At 62.3% G+C, this 15,660-nt stretch carries 15 protein-coding genes and 1 tRNA gene; 5 read left to right on the top strand and 11 right to left on the bottom strand.

What is annotated here, in order from left to right:
• Window positions 1–60: 60 nt before the first annotated feature.
• From C8E00_RS00795 to C8E00_RS00745, 11 genes are all read right to left on the bottom strand, one after another.
• Window positions 61–657, bottom strand: coding sequence for a CvpA family protein (locus C8E00_RS00795; RefSeq protein WP_133693425.1), 597 nt, complete (start codon window positions 655–657; stop codon window positions 61–63).
• Entirely contained in the window at window positions 657–1,304 is a 648-nt protein-coding gene (locus C8E00_RS00790) for an SPOR domain-containing protein (protein WP_133693423.1), read from the bottom strand. The genes C8E00_RS00795 and C8E00_RS00790 overlap by 1 nt, the downstream gene beginning before the upstream one ends.
• The gene (folC, locus tag C8E00_RS00785) at window positions 1,301–2,602 is read right to left on the bottom strand and encodes a bifunctional tetrahydrofolate synthase/dihydrofolate synthase (RefSeq protein ID WP_133693421.1); all 1,302 of its coding nucleotides are present in this window, start codon (window positions 2,600–2,602) and stop codon (window positions 1,301–1,303) included. The genes C8E00_RS00790 and folC overlap by 4 nt, the downstream gene beginning before the upstream one ends.
• Entirely contained in the window at window positions 2,603–3,535 is a 933-nt protein-coding gene (gene accD, locus C8E00_RS00780; protein ID WP_133693419.1) for an acetyl-CoA carboxylase, carboxyltransferase subunit beta, read from the bottom strand.
• A gap of 90 nt (window positions 3,536–3,625) precedes the next feature.
• Window positions 3,626–4,429 (bottom strand): tryptophan synthase subunit alpha, encoded by an 804-nt coding sequence (trpA, locus tag C8E00_RS00775; protein ID WP_133694469.1) that lies wholly within the window; start codon window positions 4,427–4,429, stop codon window positions 3,626–3,628.
• Window positions 4,430–4,437: 8 nt separating this feature from the next.
• Window positions 4,438–5,652 (bottom strand): tryptophan synthase subunit beta, encoded by a 1,215-nt coding sequence (gene trpB, locus C8E00_RS00770; protein WP_208291852.1) that lies wholly within the window; start codon window positions 5,650–5,652, stop codon window positions 4,438–4,440.
• Window positions 5,653–5,663: 11 nt separating this feature from the next.
• Complete coding sequence (locus C8E00_RS00765; RefSeq protein ID WP_133693415.1) at window positions 5,664–6,299, bottom strand: phosphoribosylanthranilate isomerase; 636 nt, start codon at window positions 6,297–6,299, stop codon at window positions 5,664–5,666.
• Window positions 6,296–7,222 (bottom strand): tRNA pseudouridine(38-40) synthase TruA, encoded by a 927-nt coding sequence (gene truA, locus C8E00_RS00760; protein WP_133693413.1) that lies wholly within the window; start codon window positions 7,220–7,222, stop codon window positions 6,296–6,298. The genes C8E00_RS00765 and truA overlap by 4 nt, the downstream gene beginning before the upstream one ends.
• 55 nt (window positions 7,223–7,277) lie before the next feature.
• Window positions 7,278–9,077, bottom strand: a complete 1,800-nt coding sequence (locus C8E00_RS00755; protein ID WP_133693411.1) for a type IV pilus assembly protein FimV — start codon at window positions 9,075–9,077, stop codon at window positions 7,278–7,280.
• A gap of 142 nt (window positions 9,078–9,219) precedes the next feature.
• Window positions 9,220–9,378, bottom strand: coding sequence for a YqaE/Pmp3 family membrane protein (locus C8E00_RS00750; protein ID WP_011506558.1), 159 nt, complete (start codon window positions 9,376–9,378; stop codon window positions 9,220–9,222).
• Window positions 9,379–9,496: 118 nt separating this feature from the next.
• Entirely contained in the window at window positions 9,497–9,766 is a 270-nt protein-coding gene (locus C8E00_RS00745; RefSeq protein WP_133693409.1) for a hypothetical protein, read from the bottom strand.
• Window positions 9,767–10,104: 338 nt separating this feature from the next.
• On the opposite strand from C8E00_RS00745, the gene C8E00_RS00740 reads away from it, so the two are divergent.
• The 5 genes from C8E00_RS00740 to putA all read left to right on the top strand — a co-directional run bounded on the left by C8E00_RS00740 (window position 10,105) and on the right by putA (window position 15,521).
• Window positions 10,105–10,515 carry a CBS domain-containing protein gene (locus C8E00_RS00740; protein ID WP_133693407.1) on the top strand — a complete coding sequence of 137 codons (411 nt, stop codon included), beginning with the start codon at window positions 10,105–10,107 and terminating at the stop codon, window positions 10,513–10,515.
• A 223-nt stretch (window positions 10,516–10,738) separates the two neighbouring features.
• Window positions 10,739–10,814, top strand: a tRNA-Gly gene (locus C8E00_RS00735).
• A gap of 99 nt (window positions 10,815–10,913) precedes the next feature.
• Entirely contained in the window at window positions 10,914–11,273 is a 360-nt protein-coding gene (locus C8E00_RS00730; RefSeq protein ID WP_133693405.1) for a hypothetical protein, read from the top strand.
• A gap of 77 nt (window positions 11,274–11,350) precedes the next feature.
• On the top strand, window positions 11,351–12,139 hold the full coding sequence (locus C8E00_RS00725) for an AraC family transcriptional regulator (protein ID WP_133693404.1): 789 nt from the start codon (window positions 11,351–11,353) through the stop codon (window positions 12,137–12,139).
• A 190-nt stretch (window positions 12,140–12,329) separates the two neighbouring features.
• Window positions 12,330–15,521, top strand: coding sequence for a bifunctional proline dehydrogenase/L-glutamate gamma-semialdehyde dehydrogenase PutA (putA, locus tag C8E00_RS00720; protein WP_133693402.1), 3,192 nt, complete (start codon window positions 12,330–12,332; stop codon window positions 15,519–15,521).
• The last annotated feature ends 139 nt before the right edge of the window (window positions 15,522–15,660 follow it).

Below are 15,660 nucleotides of genomic sequence, written 5' to 3'. Positions count from 1 at the left end.
GGCGAGCGACCACCGAACCGCGTCGCTCGCGTCAAAAATCTGTGCTTCATGCACGCCGTCTCACGGCGCCTTCGTATCCGGCGATGTGCCGCCCTCGCTCTCGGGGAAGCGCGACTCGAGCACGCCTTTGGCCGCGTCGCGGCCCGTATCGCGCAACGCGCGCTCGGCCCCGGTGGTGTCGATCTCCCACGTCTCCAGCCGTTGCACCGACCAGTCCCGCAACTGCTCGAACGCCGGGCGCAGTTGCGCGTTCTGCCAGGCGGCCAACCCCGATAGCGGTGTCAGGGTCAGGATGACCGTGGCCAGCACCAGAATCAGCGCACCACGTGCGGCACCGAACGCCGCCCCTGCCACGCGGTTGAAAAAGCCCATGCCGACCCATTCGATGGCGGCATTGATCATGCGAATCAAGAACCCGCAAAGCATGACGATCACGACAATGACCAGCACGAACCCTAATACCAGGCGTATGTCGGGATGATCGATATAGGGGACCAGCATTTCGGCGAGCGTCGGAGCGAACATGCTCGCCCCCATTAACGCCGCTACCCAGGCCGCCAGCCCCAGCGCCTCACGCACCAGTCCGCGCATGAAGCCGGCCAGAATGGAAACGGTCAATACCGCCAGAAACGCCCAGTCGAGCCAGGTCAGCGTCATCACTCCTCCTGGGTGCGAATCAAGAGCCCCTGGATATTGATCTCTTCCTTGAGCTTGGTGCGCACGCGCTCGCCCGCCTCGGATGACGCGAACGGACCGACGTAAACCGTCGTCAGGTCATTATCCCGGGGGCGCTTATAGGCCTCGAACCCTTGCGACTTGAGCTCTTCGACGAGTCGAGTGGCATTGCCCGGTTTTCCGAAACTCCCCACCTGAACCACCCAGCCGTCTCGAGGTTCATTGCCAGCAGGTGTCGCAGATGCCTCACTCTCGGCTTCTCCTTGCGGTGGCGATGCAGAAGACTGCGCGGCAATGGCGGCAATGGGATCGTCGCGCGTGGGAGCCGCCTGGTCGGATGATTCGTCCCTGGCGGACGGCGTCGGCTGCGAAGTAGGCGCGGCGTCGGACTGACCGAGCTGGTGCTCGGTCGCCGGCTCGACGACCTGGCCGTCGCTGGCGAGGTTGGCGGGTGGCTCGGGGGCGTCGACGTCACGCTGATCCACGGGGATCGGCTGCTCGATGGTCAGGACCGGCTCGGGGCGCTCCCCACGCGGGGCCGGCTCATCGAAGAGCATGGGAAGGAAAATCACCGCCAGCGCGGCGAGGATGACCGCACCACTAATACGCTCACGTATTCCATATTTCATGACATACTCCTTGGACTCGCCATCACCCCGAGTTTACCCAGAGTGGTCGACGCCTCAGCGACGGTCCAGAATGAGCCGCAGACCAGTACCTCGTCGCCACTGTCCATATTGGCATGCAGCCAGCGCACCCCGACATCCGGCGACGCTGCACACTGCATCACCTGCGCGTCGCGCGCGCTCAGCAACGCGGCCAACTGCTCGGCATCGCGTGCGCGATCACCGCTCAACGACACCGGCACCCAGGCGTCGATCTGCGACGCCAGCGCTTCGATCACGCCTTTGGCATCCTTGTCGGCCAGCATGCCCAGCAGACAAAAACGCCGCCCGCGCAGCGGCCGCCGTGACAAATAGGTGGCCATATAGGCCGCCGCATGGGGGTTGTGGCCAACGTCCAGGCACCAAGCGCCCTGCCATTGCAGTCGCCCGGCCAATATCGCGCGCTCGAAAGCACGCCGACAAGCCGTCTCTTCCAGGGCGACGCCGACGAGCGTCAGCGCCTGCAATGCCGTCGCGGCGTTGTCCAGCGGTAAGTGGGGATCGGGGAGTGCATGCAAGTAAAGCGGCTCGCCGGTAGCGGTTTCGCCCTGCCACTGCCAGCCATCAGCAGCGTCCTGCCAGCCAAACCGCTCACCCAGCGCAAAGACCGGCGCCTCCAAACTATCGGCATGCTGGCGTACACTCGCCGGCAAGACGGCACTCCCCAGCACCGCCGGACGCTTGGAACGCATGATGCCGGCTTTTTCCTGGCCGATGGTGTCAAGGTGGGTCCCCAGAAAGGCCGCGTGGTCTTGAGCGACGGTCGTCACCACGGCCACGTCCGGATCGACGACATTGACCGCATCCAAGCGTCCCCCCAGCCCCACTTCGAGCAACGCAATATCGGGTTGCTGACGCTTAATCAACCACAGGGCAGCCAACGTACCGACCTCGAAATACGTCAGGCTGATCTCTTCATCCGCAAGGCGTGCCGCTTCGACGGCCTCGAAAGCCTCGACCAAAGCGGCATCGTCGACCTCTTGGCCATCGAAGCACAGACGTTCGTTATAACGTTGTAGATGTGGTGATGTATAAGCGGCGCTGTGCCAACCATGCTCGCGTACCAGGGCATCGAGCATGGCCACGGTCGAGCCCTTGCCATTGGTACCGGCCACAGTAATGACGCGCCCCGCCAGCGACTTGGCGTTGAGCCCCAGGCGCACGGCGACCGCCGTAACGCGCTCGAGGCCAAGATCGATGGCGACGGGATGCTGGCGCTCGAGACGCACCAGCCAATCTTCAAGAGGCGTCGTATCAACCATTCAGTGATCGGCCTGGGAAAACTCGTCGACGGTCGACTGGGCCGGCGCTTCTTCGGCCTCGTTTTCCTGGATGGAACGTGACTGATGCGTCAACTTGCGCATCACGCCTCCCAGGCGCTCGCGCATGTCATGGCGATGCACGATCATGTCCACGGTGCCATGTTCGAGCAGGAACTCACTGCGCTGAAAGCCTTCCGGCAGTTGTTCGCGCACGGTCTGCTCGATAACGCGGGGCCCGGCGAACCCGATCAAGGCGTTGGGCTCGGCGACATTGAGATCGCCCAGCATGGCCAGCGACGCCGACACCCCGCCGAACACAGGGTCGGTCAGTACCGAGATATAAGGCACACCGGCCTGCTTGAGTTTTTCCAGGGCGGCGGACGTCTTGGCCATCTGCATCAGCGAGAACAGCGCTTCCTGCATGCGGGCGCCGCCGGAGGCCGCGAAGCAGACCAGCGGCACCCCCTCTTCCAGCGCCTGAGTCGCGGCACGCACGAACTTCTCGCCCACCACGGCCCCCATGGAGCCCCCCATGAAGCTGAATTCGAACGCCACCGCGACCACCGGCAAGCCATCGAGCTTGCCGCGCATGGCGATCAAGGCATCGTTTTCGTCGGTGGCCTTCTGGGCCGCCGCCAAGCGATCCTTGTACTTCTTGGAGTCGCGGAACTTGAGCCGATCGCTGGGTTGCAGGTCGGCGGCGATCTCCTCGCGGCCCTCCGTATCCAGGAACCAGTTGAGTCGTTTGCGTGCCGTCAGGCGCAGATGATGATCGCACTTGGGGCACACGCTCTGATGGCGCTCCAACTCGGGAAGATAGAGCACCGCCTCGCAATTCGGGCACTTACGCCACAGGCCATCCGGCACGCTTTTCCGGCGATCGGTTCGCTGGATACGGCTCATCGACGGCACAATTTTGTCTAGCCAGCTCATGGTTCTGAGACGCTTCCGTGTTGCTTGTCAGACGCATCGAGCCACGTCCGTGGCCCGATGCAGCGAATAAAGAGAGCTTGCGTGACCCGCCTAGCGGTCCAGCGCGTCGCGCATGTCGCCAAGGACGGCTTTCAGCGCCGCCGGTATGGCCTCGGGGTGGTCGGCGTTTTCAGCGATACGTGACACCAATGCACTGCCGACGATGACGCCATCAGCCACTCGACCGACTGCCGCCGCCGTCTCACCGTCACGAATGCCGAAACCGACGCATAAGGGCAGATCGGTCATCTCGCGAATTGGCGCCAACTGCCGCTCGACGGCTTCGACATCCAGCGAGGCGGCGCCGGTCACCCCCTTGAGCGATACATAGTACAAATAACCTTCGCCGTGCGCACATATTGTAGCGGCCCGCGTGGGCGAGGTGGTAGGGGCCAGCAGGAAGATCGATCGCAGACCGTGCTCGGCGAACAACGGTGCAATCTCAGCGCCTTCCTCCGGCGGCATATCGACCATCAGCACGCCATCGACACCCGCCTCGCGCGCACGCTGCGCGAAGGTGTCATAGCCCATCCGTTCAATGGGATTGAGGTACCCCATCAACACCACCGGCGTCGTCTGGTCGGTGTCACGAAACGTCGCGACCATGTCGAGCACGTCGGCCATACGGGTACCCTGCTTGAGCGCACGTTCGCACGCCTTCTGGATGACCGGCCCATCGGCCATGGGGTCGGAAAACGGCACGCCCAGTTCCAGCACGTCGGCGCCTGCGTCAACACAGGCATGCATGAACCCCACGGTATGCTGCGGTGCGGGGTCGCCAGCGGTGATATACGGAATCAAGGCACGGCGCGACTGGGCCTTGAGCGCCGCGAAACGTTGATCGATGCGATTCATAGTCATGCTCAGAATTCCAGACCGTCGAGCTTGGCCACCGTGTGAATGTCCTTGTCGCCACGCCCCGAGAGGTTGATGACGATGTGCTGATCGGGGCGCATCGCGGCCGCCATGACTTTGGCATGGGCCAGCGCATGAGCCGATTCCAGAGCGGGCATGATCCCTTCGATACGGGTCAGCTCGCGAAACGCCTCGAGCACTGCCTCGTCGTTGGCGGCCACGTAGCTGACACGTCCGACGTCCTTCCACAGCGCATGTTCGGGGCCGACGCCAGGATAATCGAGGCCGGCGGAGATCGAATGCGTATCCGACACCTGACCGCTCGCGTCGGACATCAGGTAGGTCCGGTTGCCATGCAACACGCCGCTGGGCGCATTGGCAGTCAGCGGCGCGGCATGGCGTCCGGTTTCGACACCGTCGCCACCGGCCTCGACGCCGACCATGGCCACGTCCTCGTCCTCGATGAAAGGATAGAACAGGCCGATCGCATTGGAACCACCGCCGACACAGGCCACCAAAGCGTCCGGCAACCGACCGATCTGCGCCAGGCTCTGCTCGCGTGCCTCGCGACCGATCACCGCAGTGAAATCACGCACCATGGCGGGATAAGGATGCGGCCCGGCCACGGTACCGATGATATAGAACGTATCATCGACATTGGTCACCCAGTCACGCAGCGCCTCGTTCATGGCATCCTTGAGGGTCCGCGACCCGGACTCGACCGGATGCACCTCGGCCCCCAGCAGACGCATGCGATAGACATTGAGCTTCTGACGCTCGACATCTTCGGCCCCCATGTAGATCTCGCACTTGAGCCCTAGCCGCGCGGCCACGGTGGCGGTGGCCACGCCGTGCTGCCCGGCTCCCGTCTCGGCGATGACACGCGGCTTGCCGCTTTTCTTGGCGAGCAGCGCCTGGCCGATGGTGTTATTTATCTTGTGGGCGCCGGTATGGTTGAGATCTTCGCGCTTGAGCCAGATCTGCGCGCCACCGATCTTCTGGGACCATCGTTCAGCGTGGTACAGCGGAGACGGGCGGCCCACATAATGGGCCAGGTCACGGTCGAATTCGGCCTGGAAGTCGGCGTCGTCACGAAGGCTCATGTAGGCCTTCTCCAGCTCTTCCAGAGCGAAGCTCAGAGTCTCCGAGACGAACCGTCCACCGTAAGGACCGAAATGGCCTTGGGCGTCCGGCAGTCGGGTCAGGTCGCTGAACTTAGTCACGAATGACACCTCTATGGGGCTTGGGTATGGGACACTTGGGACAGAAATGCCCGTATGCTCGCGGGATCCTTGATGCCTTTGGCCGACTCGACGCCTCCGGAGACGTCGACGGCGTAGGGCCGCACCCGCTGGATGGCTGCGGCGACATTGGCTGCCGTCAAGCCTCCCGCGAGAATAACAGATTTTGCCAGGTTTGCGGGGATTCGCGACCAGTCGAATGTCTCCCCGGTTCCCCCTGGCACGCCGGGGCGATAGGCATCCAGCAACAGGCCACGCGCCGCAGCGTAGCGTGACGCTTCGGCTTGCAGATCGAGGCCGTCGCGCATGCGCAATGCCTTTATCCAGGGAAGGTCGAGACGTTCACAGGCCTCGGCAGACTCGTTGCCATGCAACTGCACCAAATCAAGATGCCGCGCGCAACGTCGAATGTCGTCTTCCGGCTGGTCGACGAACAACCCGACCCGCGTCACGAAGGGTGGCACGCACGCCGATAGGCGCGCCAAACGCGCCTCGTCGATGGCGCGCGCACTCCCCGGCCACATCACGAAGCCCAGCGCATCGACGCCCGCCGCCACGGCGGCGTGGATATCCTCTTCCCGGGTAAGGCCGCAGATCTTGACGCGCGTGCGCTGCATCGGAGCCATCATGATGACACCTCCCGGCGCGGCGGATAGACACGGCGCTGGCGACGTGCACGCGCCCACTCACTATCCGGCAGCGCACGCTCGCCGCTCCACTCGCCGAGAAACGCCAGCAAATTCGGCCCGAGCGGCTCCTGTGGCAGCTCGAAGCGTTCATCGTAATACACATCGACGAAGTGCAGGCCACAGCCCGGCGCCGTGACATTGCCTTGCGTCCGATCGCGCAATGCCAGAAGCGCGCCAGGATAACTCGCCGGATGATCGCCGCGCCCAACGGCCACCAGCGCGCCGGCGATATTACGAATCATGTGATGCAAGAACGCATTGGCTTGAATGTCGATGACGATCATTGGCCCGTAGCGCCGCACCTCGATGAAATGCACGTGGCGATGGGTGCTTTTCGACTGGCAGCCCGCAGCGCGGAAACTCGAGAAATCGTGCTCGCCAATCAACGCCTGGGCGGCAGCATGCATGCGCGCTGCGTCCAGCGGCTCACGGCACCAGGTCGCATTGGCGCGTTCCAGCACCGGTCGCGATGGCTGATTGAGAATCACGTAACGATAGCGCCGCGCCAAGGCCGAGAGCCGCGCATGAAAGTCGTCGGCAACCGGCACCACCCAACGCACCGCCACATCGCGCGGCAATTGGGCATTGGCGCCGAACAGCCAGGCTTTTTGCGTGCGCCGCACCGGTGCATCGAAGTGCACCACCTGGCGTGTGGCATGCACGCCGGTATCGGTGCGTCCGCTGCACAGCACTTGCACTGGTGCATTGGCAATCTTCGAAAGCGCCGTTTCCAGCGCGGCCTGCACCGAAGGCGCCTGCGTCAGGCGCTGCCAACCACAGTACGCACTGCCATCGTACTCGACACCGAGTGCAATGCGCCCTTCCAGCGGCTGACGATCATCCTGAAATTCGAAGAAGGCCATCGATATCCGTCACATTCAATCCTGGGTATGGGGTGCGAACGTCCGTGTTCAGCATTCAAGCACCGACGTATTCACGCATCAGCGCCCTGGCTTGGCGCGCAATGTCATCGTCCTCGGCGCGCACAGCGACTTGCAGCAACGCCTTGGCCCGTGAGGTATCACCTTCGGCGGCAAGCAGGTTCCGCGCTGTCTCCAATGCGTCGGCTGGCGCTGCGGCGGCGCCACCATTATCCAGATGCGAGGGTGCGAACGCCACTTCCTCGACTTCCCAGCGAGCGGCCTCCTGTGCTGATGCCGTTGACGCAGCATACGGCTCGGCCTCCGTCGTGGGTTCCACCTCGGGTAGTTGATAGTCCAGCCGTGTGGGCACGGCAGACACCTCGGGCGGATCGAACTCGAGCGGCGCCGCCTCCTCATCGGGGCGTGCGGCCGGAGTCACCGCATCGGCCTGCGCGTCCGGCTCGTCATGCGTTGCCGCAGATTCGGGAGCGTTGGCCGTCATCGAAGCGTCATCGAATAGCGAATCCACCCCGGGAGAAGACGCGGTCGACTCACGCGTCACGTCGGTGGCGTTCGCGGCGACGACGTGCCGATAATGGGCCACCAAGGCGTCGGCCTCGCGAGTCGTTTCATCATCGACCGACGGCGCAAAGCATCCGGCTTCCTGCTCCATCGCTTCGAGCTCGCCCAGCTCGCCGAGTACCGACAGCAGCTTGAGACGTAACTCGGCGCTTTCCTGAGTCGCGAGGCGCGCTTGCAGCCAGTCCCGGGCCTGCGTATAGCGTCCGTAAGCGATATAAATATCGGCCTCGTCGATGGTGGCCGTCTCGGGCACATCATCGTCGCTGAGGATCGGGCGCGCCTTGGCGGTGGGCTGCGCCGTCCCCAAACGCGCCGCCATATCCTGATAGGTCGCTTCGCGGCCGGCGCGCCATCGCCGCCATCCCCAAAGCACCAGCAAGATGGCAAGCGCGACCCCCAACCCTGCCTGCAATGGCACCAACCAGGATGACGAGGCGCCGTCGCGCGATGCCACAGTCGTCGGCGCGCTCGGAGATGCCTCGTGACTGGGCGACGCTGCCCGCTCGCCGGCCAATGCCGATGGCGTCTCGGGCCCCGTCTGTGCCAACAAGGCCGCGACACCTGTCACCTCCACCGGCGGTCGCGCCGAGAGTGCTTCGAGCCGCTCGGCCAACGCATTACGTTCCTGCTCGACATACGCCAGGCGTACTCGCAGGGCTTGCAGTGCCGCTGCCAGCTCGGCCGCACGCCGCGCCTCATCCTGTTCCGTGCGCGGCATCGACGTAGTGGCGTCCGCGGTATCGGCCACTTCGCGCGCCGTCCCGACAACGCCCTGAGGCGCCTCAGGCTGAGCTCGCGAGGTCGCGCGAGGAGATGACGACGCATCAGCTTGCTGCATCGACGTGTCCGGCGTGGCCTGCGGTTCAGCGGGCGCACTCGCCAAGGCGTAGCCCGGTGGATCGAACAGCAATGTCACCGGTTGCTGGATACGCCCCTGGGGCCACGCGACCTCCAGCAATACCTCAAGATAGGCACGCTCCACCGATGCTTGGCTGCTGATCATGATGCGCGGCGGCGTGCTGTCGCGCGTCAGCGTGACATTCAGTGGCATCTGGAGTGCCGTTTCGTTGATGCCCGCCGCCTCGAAGGCGTCCTCATCCGCCAGATGCACCGTGAGCCCGCGCGGGTCGATATCACCGACTCCGGACAAAGGCAGTTCGGCGCGCAGAGGTTGATTGAGAGAGGAGGTGACCTGCGGCGCTCCCACGCTCACCCCGAATGCCACGGGGCTCATCACGGCCAGGCACAATGTCAGGGTAATCTTGCGTAGCATGGTGTCCCCAAGAACGACGTCAGCGATGGTGGGAGTTTTACCATATCTTTTAACCAGCCACCTCATGCTGCTCCCATACTAGACGAGCCCGCCTAGGCGGGCTCGTAACGCGAATGACAGTGGTCGCCGCCGCCTCACAGTGTCAGCGTGTGGCGATGACCCAAACAGCGTGAATGATGCCGGGAATATACCCCAGCAGCGTCAGCAGAATGTTGAGCCAGAAATGCAGACCGAAACCGACCTGCAGGAAAACCCCCAGAGGCGGCAGCAAGATAGCCAGAATTATGCGGATAATGTCCATGCATCCTCTCCTTGTAAATGCGTCCTTTCAGAGTCTTTCAATGTCGCGTGGAACGCTGCCAATGGCGGCATTCGCCGCCTGCATGATACGCGAGGCCACGGCAGCTCGATAGCGTGCCCTATTGCTTGCCGCGCGGATCATAGGTTTCGACGCCCGAGGCATGCGTATGGGCGTCTGGGTCGATCTTCTGGCGGACCTTGTCGGCACCCGAGGCCAGTGTATCGTGATGGCGCTCCCAGTCCTCCCAGTCATGTGGCGTGCCGCTTCGCGGACGATGGCTTGCCGCGCTTCTGGCTCGAGACCAAGCCTGTTCTTCGAGGGTCGTCGGTTTATCCTCTTCCTTATCGAGGCCGATTCCCTGCTTGGCCAAGTAATCGCGTGCATTCATGTTGCCTCCCGAAGAGCCGAACCTTCCCGATCACGTCTCGTCCAATGGCTTGCGCTACTTGTTCGAGGCGTCACTCTGCTTACTTACGCCAACACTATAGCGTATCCCTCCTAGATGAAGGCATGAGTCCGACTTTCAAGCCCCTTCTCGTTTACCCAACGGCCACACGTTGCGCTGTTGCAGAGAAAATGAGCTATCCTCGACTAGAAGGCCCGGCATTAATCCTCGGCGCCAGTGCGGCCGAAGAACTGACGCTTCAATGCCACGTGACGCGTGGTGCCACGCCAAGGTCATGACGTCGGCGAACGTCATGGCCGTCGACGCCCAGGAGGCCCGCCATGTCGCGTTCATCCCCAGCCGTCGTCGGCGATATCATGATTGGTGATGGTTACCGCGTCACCGCCAGCACCTCGATCTCGGCACTCGTGGATGGTCTGGCACGCCACCGGTTGCCCGGTGCCCCCGTCGTCGATGCCCACGACCACCTGATCGGCTTCATCTCGGAGCAGGACGTGCTCGGCCAGTTGCTCGATAGCGCGTATCACTGCGGCCAACCTGCATTGGTGGGCGAATTGATGCGCGAAGCGGTGCTGACCGTGACGCCAGACAAGAGCATCGTCGACTTGGCCGAGTCCATGCGTGGCGAACGGCCCAAGGTATACCCCGTGGTCGATGACGGCCACGTTCTCGGCCTGGTGACTCGCCGCGAGGTGCTCGCCGCCCTGTTGACCATGCGCAACCGCTGCTGAGGTCGACAACTGCGCATAAAAAACCGCCGTGCAAGGGCACGGCGGTCAATCGAGAACAGTAAGCTCAAAACGCATTTCCTAGCGACTGCCTGGAATCACGTTTCTTGCATTAACTCAGACCGCTCTGCACACAAAAGTTCCCTCGCTTCTCGTCTTTTTATCGATCACTGCCATGATCAGGCTTGCCAAGGCCCGACGCGCTTGATTAACATCCCTGCGTCGAGCGGGCATAGCTCAGTTGGTAGAGCATCAGCTTCCCAAGCTGAGGGTCGCGAGTTCGAGCCTCGTTGCCCGCTCCATCTTTCCTTGCGATTTCATCACGCCAGAAGAGGCGCTGCGCTGCGGCGCGCTCGCATGCTAGACTCGATTCGCACATTCGCTTCTTGCGCCACCCAACCATGCTTCTTTATTTGCTGGTCTTCACCGTCTGCCTGACGATTCTGGTCGGCACGGTGACAATGCTGATGCTCAGCCGCACGCCTCGCTATCGAACCGAGCCCGAGCATCTGCTCACGTTGTTCGACAAGACACTCGACAAACGCGTCAGCGTGGCCGAATGGCATACGCTGGTCGACTATCCGATTCGCCACGATGATTATCTCGAGAACATTCGCCGCCGCGCGCAGCATGTCATGGAGGAGCATGGCAGGCCCTGGCAAGTCGTGCAGGGCGGCTGCCTGCTATCACGTACCGGGCGCGATGAACTCGAGGCGCTACGCGACCACTTACGAGCACGCCAGGCATGGCGGGAAGCCTAAACAAGAAGCCTGAGAATTGCATCTCACGCATGGTGGGCGCGTATGGTAAGCTCACTGCGGAGTTCAGGAGGGTCGCCATGAGCACAAGCATTCGTCTGACGCCGCTCGACAACACCGTCAAGCATCACGACCATGCCTTCCACCAGATCGTCATCGGCCTGGCTGGCCATGCGGAATTCGAAATCGAAGGCCTGGGCGGCTCCATCGCCCCCCTGTCCGGCTGCATCGTCCCGATCAATCATGTGCATTATTACGAGGGAATCGGTGACAATCGCCAGTTGATCCTCGACCTCCCCGATGACTCCCCCTCGTTGACAGGTAGTCATCGCGAACTGGCCAGCCTCTTCGACGCACCACGCTACTTCACGCTCGACGATCCCCTGCGCAACTATCTCAACTTCGTGGTGCAAGAGATGTCGCAGCCACGCCACGCCGATGGCGAATTGCTCGCCACGACGTTCTTGAGCTGCTTGCATGCGCGCCTGTCCACCGCGACGACACTCGAGAGCGGGCGTGCACTGAATCTCGACATCATCGATCGCTACATCGACACCCATATCGCCGAACGCGTGACGGTCAAGGACCTGGCAAGCCTGGCCTGTCTGAGCGAAGCGCATTTCGGTGAACGCTTTCGACGTCATACGGGACTGACGCCATACCAATACCTGCTGCGCCGCCGCCTCGATCGCGCAAGCACGTTGCTGCGCACGGCCGGCGTGCCACTCACAGAGATCGCGGCACGCACGGGATTCGCCAATCAAAGCGCCTTATCGCATGCCTTCCGACGCCATCATGGTCAGTCTCCCTCGCAATGGCGCCGAGCTGCCACCAGTTCCGTGATGACGACATCCTCTATCATAGACTAAGGTCTAAATTTCAAGTCCACCTCTTCGTCTGCCGTGTTTTTTGACACAAATGCCCGGGAAATTGGCAAGACCGGGCACGCTGACCCACTCTAAAGTCGACGCTATTCCATATAACAAGGACGCCGTTACTGGCGCCGACTCCGCACGCTCACCTTCATTCTCGCGTCGCCGATCATCACGGGGTCATGACATGCAAAATGCCAATACCATGCTGGAAACTGCCACCTGGAACGACGACCTCAAGACGTTGTTCGCCCGTGTCAGCGATTACTACAGCGTCGAGGAAGACGCCTATGTCGCCGAATTGGCCGCGCTCTTGCGCACCGACGAGGAAGACTTCAAGCGCATCGCCATCCAAACCGCCGAACTGGTGCGCGAGGTCCGAGAGATGGATACGGCGGTCGACTCCATCGACGAGTTGCTGCAGGAATACAGCCTCGATACCCATGAGGGCTTGATGCTGATGTGCGTGGCCGAAGCGATGCTACGCATTCCCGATAAGGCCACCGCAGATGCGCTGATCGAGGACAAGCTGGGGCCCGCCGACTGGAAGGCACACGTCGGCCAAAGCGAATCGTGGTTCGTCAATGCGTCCACCTGGGGGCTGTTGATGACCGGCCGCGTTCTGCAGCTCGACCAGCCGCGCGAAGGCAAGCCCGCCACCTTCATCAACAAGATGGTCAATCGCATGGGCGAGCCGGTGATTCGGCGCGCCATGTACCAGGCGATGAAGATCATGGGCAAGCAGTTCGTCTTGGGGCGAACCATCGATGAAGCGCTGAAGCGCTCGCAGCCGCTGTTCGATAAAGGCTATACCTACTCGTACGACATGCTCGGCGAAGCGGCACGCACACGCCCCGATGCCGAGCGTTATTTCAACGATTATGCCCAAGCCATCGAGCGAGTCGGGGCCGCCAGTCGCAAGCTGGGTGACAAGACGCCGGCACCTTCGGTATCGATAAAGCTTTCCGCGCTGCATCCGCGTTATGAATTCGGACGCCGCTCCCAGATTCTCGAAGAACTCACCGACAGCGTGCGCCGACTCGCCTCGCTGGCGCGCGACAACGACGTCGCCATTACCATCGACGCCGAGGAAGCCGACCGCCTGGAATTGTCGCTGGAAGTCTTCCGCACCGTTTTCGAAAGCGATGTCTGCCGAGGCTGGGGACATTTCGGGCTGGTGGTGCAGGCCTATTCCAAGCGTGCCTTGCCGGTGCTGCACTACATCAACCGCCTCGCCGATCAGTGTGGTGACGAGATTCCACTGCGCCTGGTCAAGGGGGCTTACTGGGATACCGAAATCAAGGAAGCTCAACAGCAAGGGCTCGACGGCTATCCGGTCTTTACCCGCAAGGCATGCACCGATGTTGCCTACCTCGCGTGCGTGCATTTCTTGCTCTCCGAAAACACCCGGGGACGCATCTTTCCGCAATTTGCGACACATAACGCCCACACCATCAGCACCATTCTGGAACTCGCCAACGAGGTAGACCGTCATTTCGAGTTCCAACGCCTGCATGGCATGGGCGAAGCACTCTACGATGCCGCGCTCAAGCGGGCGCCACGGGGCACTTATTGCCGCGTTTACGCGCCGGTGGGCGCGCACAAGGATCTACTGCCGTATCTTGTGCGACGCTTGCTGGAAAATGGCGCTAATTCGTCTTTCGTGCACCAACTGGTCGATCCTCGTGTACCCGTGGAAAGTCTCTGCGAGCACCCGGTGGAAACCTTGTCGCAATACGACACCTATGCCAATCCGCGGATTCCGCTACCACGCAATATCTATGGTGAAAAACGCAAGAACTCCAAGGGCGTCAACTTGAACATCAACAGCCAATACCAACCACTGATCGACGCCATGGCGGCGTTCATGGATAGCGAACATCACGTCAAGCCACTGCTGGCCTTCGACGTGGAAGACGATGCCGCACAGCGTCACGACGTACTCAGCCCTTACGATACCCGCCAGCGCGTGGGCAGCGTGCAGTGGACCACGAGCGAGCAGGCCCAGCGTGCCGTGGATGCCGCCTGGGCGGCCTTCCCGCGCTGGAGCGATACGCCGGTCGAAGAACGTGCGCAGATTCTCGAGCGCTTCGCCGACCTGATGGAAGAGCACCTTGCCGAGCTGATGACGCTATGCTCCCGTGAAGGCGGCAAGCTGCTCACCGATGGCGTCGACGAAATCCGCGAAGCGGTGGATTTCTGCCGCTACTATGCGATGCGCGCCCGCGAGATGTTTGACGCGCCGATTCCCCTCCCCGGCCCGACCGGCGAGTCCAACGAGCTGATCCTGTCCGGCAAGGGTGTCTTCGCCGCCATCAGCCCGTGGAATTTCCCGGTGGCGATTTTCTGTGGCCAGATGGTCGCCGCCGCCGTCGCGGGCAACTCGGTACTCGCCAAGCCCGCGGAACAAACCTCGCTGATCGCGCACCGCGTCGTGGAACTTCTCCAGCAAGCGGGCATGCCGCGCGACGTGGTGCAATTACTGCCCGGCGATGGCCCCACGGTGGGCAGCGTCTTGACCGGTGACGCGCGCATCACCGGCGTCGTCTTCACCGGCGGCACCGACACTGCGCAGATCATCAACCGCGCCCTCGCCGACCGCGAAGGTGCCGCGCTGCCGACCTTGATCGCCGAAACCGGTGGCATGAACGCGATGATCGTCGATTCCACAGCGCTCCCCGAGCAAGTCGTCGCCGACGTGGTGACCTCGGCATTCCAGAGTGCCGGCCAGCGCTGTAGCGCCCTGCGTGTGCTCTACATCCAGGAAGATGTCGCCGACCACGTTATCGAGCTACTCAAGGGCGCCATGGCAGAACTGCACATTGGCGATCCCCGCGATTTGGGTACCGACGTAGGCCCGGTCATCGACGAGGATGCGCATCGTCAACTCAACGATTACATCGCGCGCCTCAAGGAAGAAGGTCGCCTGCTGGCCGAGGCGACCCCCGATGCCGAGGCCACGCAACATGGCCACTTCGTGGCACCGACCGCGTTCGAGATCGACGGCATCGATACACTCGAGAGCGAGCAGTTCGGACCGGTATTACACATAGCACGGTATCGTAGCGCGGAGATCGACCGCGTCATCGAGACCATCAACGCCAAGGGCTATGGTCTGACGTTCGGCATCCACAGCCGTAACGAATCCTTCGCCGCTGAAATAGCGAAGAAAATTCGAGTAGGCAATGTGTATGTCAACCGTAATATCATCGGCGCTGTCGTGGGTGTTCAGCCTTTCGGTGGTCAGGGCCTGTCGGGCACTGGTCCCAAAGCGGGCGGACCGCATTATCTGCAACGGTTCGCCACGGAGAAGACCCGCACCATCAATACTGCCGCCTTGGGTGGCAACGCGTCTCTACTCGCGCTGGGAGACGAGTGATCACCACTCGTCATCAAACAACAAACGGAGGGAACCCCCTTATGGCCCACATAACACCAACATTCACGTCGCCTCCGCGCTCTACCTGTTCACGATACTCGCCATCGGTATTGTGGCCCGCATGCGTACCGACGATCTG

Source organism: Chromohalobacter marismortui, from assembly GCF_004364315.1.
Taxonomy (GTDB): domain Bacteria; phylum Pseudomonadota; class Gammaproteobacteria; order Pseudomonadales; family Halomonadaceae; genus Chromohalobacter; species Chromohalobacter marismortui.
Note: the sequence above shows the minus strand (reverse complement) of the source record. Positions and strands in the feature narration are given on the sequence as shown.

Bases quoted from the DNA above. Each gene is read 5' to 3' on its own strand.
- C8E00_RS00795 (WP_133693425.1), bottom strand. From the start codon at position 657: ATGACGCTGACCTGGCTCGACTGGGCGTTTCTGGCGGTATTGACCGTT.
- C8E00_RS00790 (WP_133693423.1), bottom strand. From the start codon at position 1,304: ATGAAATATGGAATACGTGAGCGTATTAGTGGTGCGGTCATCCTCGCC.
- folC (WP_133693421.1), bottom strand. From the start codon at position 2,602: ATGGTTGATACGACGCCTCTTGAAGATTGGCTGGTGCGTCTCGAGCGC.
- accD (WP_133693419.1), bottom strand. From the start codon at position 3,535: ATGAGCTGGCTAGACAAAATTGTGCCGTCGATGAGCCGTATCCAGCGA.
- trpA (WP_133694469.1), bottom strand. From the start codon at position 4,429: ATGAATCGCATCGATCAACGTTTCGCGGCGCTCAAGGCCCAGTCGCGC.
- C8E00_RS00765 (WP_133693415.1), bottom strand. From the start codon at position 6,299: ATGATGGCTCCGATGCAGCGCACGCGCGTCAAGATCTGCGGCCTTACC.
- truA (WP_133693413.1), bottom strand. From the start codon at position 7,222: ATGGCCTTCTTCGAATTTCAGGATGATCGTCAGCCGCTGGAAGGGCGC.
- C8E00_RS00755 (WP_133693411.1), bottom strand. From the start codon at position 9,077: ATGCTACGCAAGATTACCCTGACATTGTGCCTGGCCGTGATGAGCCCC.
- C8E00_RS00750 (WP_011506558.1), bottom strand. From the start codon at position 9,378: ATGGACATTATCCGCATAATTCTGGCTATCTTGCTGCCGCCTCTGGGG.
- C8E00_RS00745 (WP_133693409.1), bottom strand. From the start codon at position 9,766: ATGAATGCACGCGATTACTTGGCCAAGCAGGGAATCGGCCTCGATAAG.
- C8E00_RS00740 (WP_133693407.1), top strand. From the start codon at position 10,105: ATGTCGCGTTCATCCCCAGCCGTCGTCGGCGATATCATGATTGGTGAT.
- C8E00_RS00730 (WP_133693405.1), top strand. From the start codon at position 10,914: ATGCTTCTTTATTTGCTGGTCTTCACCGTCTGCCTGACGATTCTGGTC.
- C8E00_RS00725 (WP_133693404.1), top strand. From the start codon at position 11,351: ATGAGCACAAGCATTCGTCTGACGCCGCTCGACAACACCGTCAAGCAT.
- putA (WP_133693402.1), top strand. From the start codon at position 12,330: ATGCAAAATGCCAATACCATGCTGGAAACTGCCACCTGGAACGACGAC.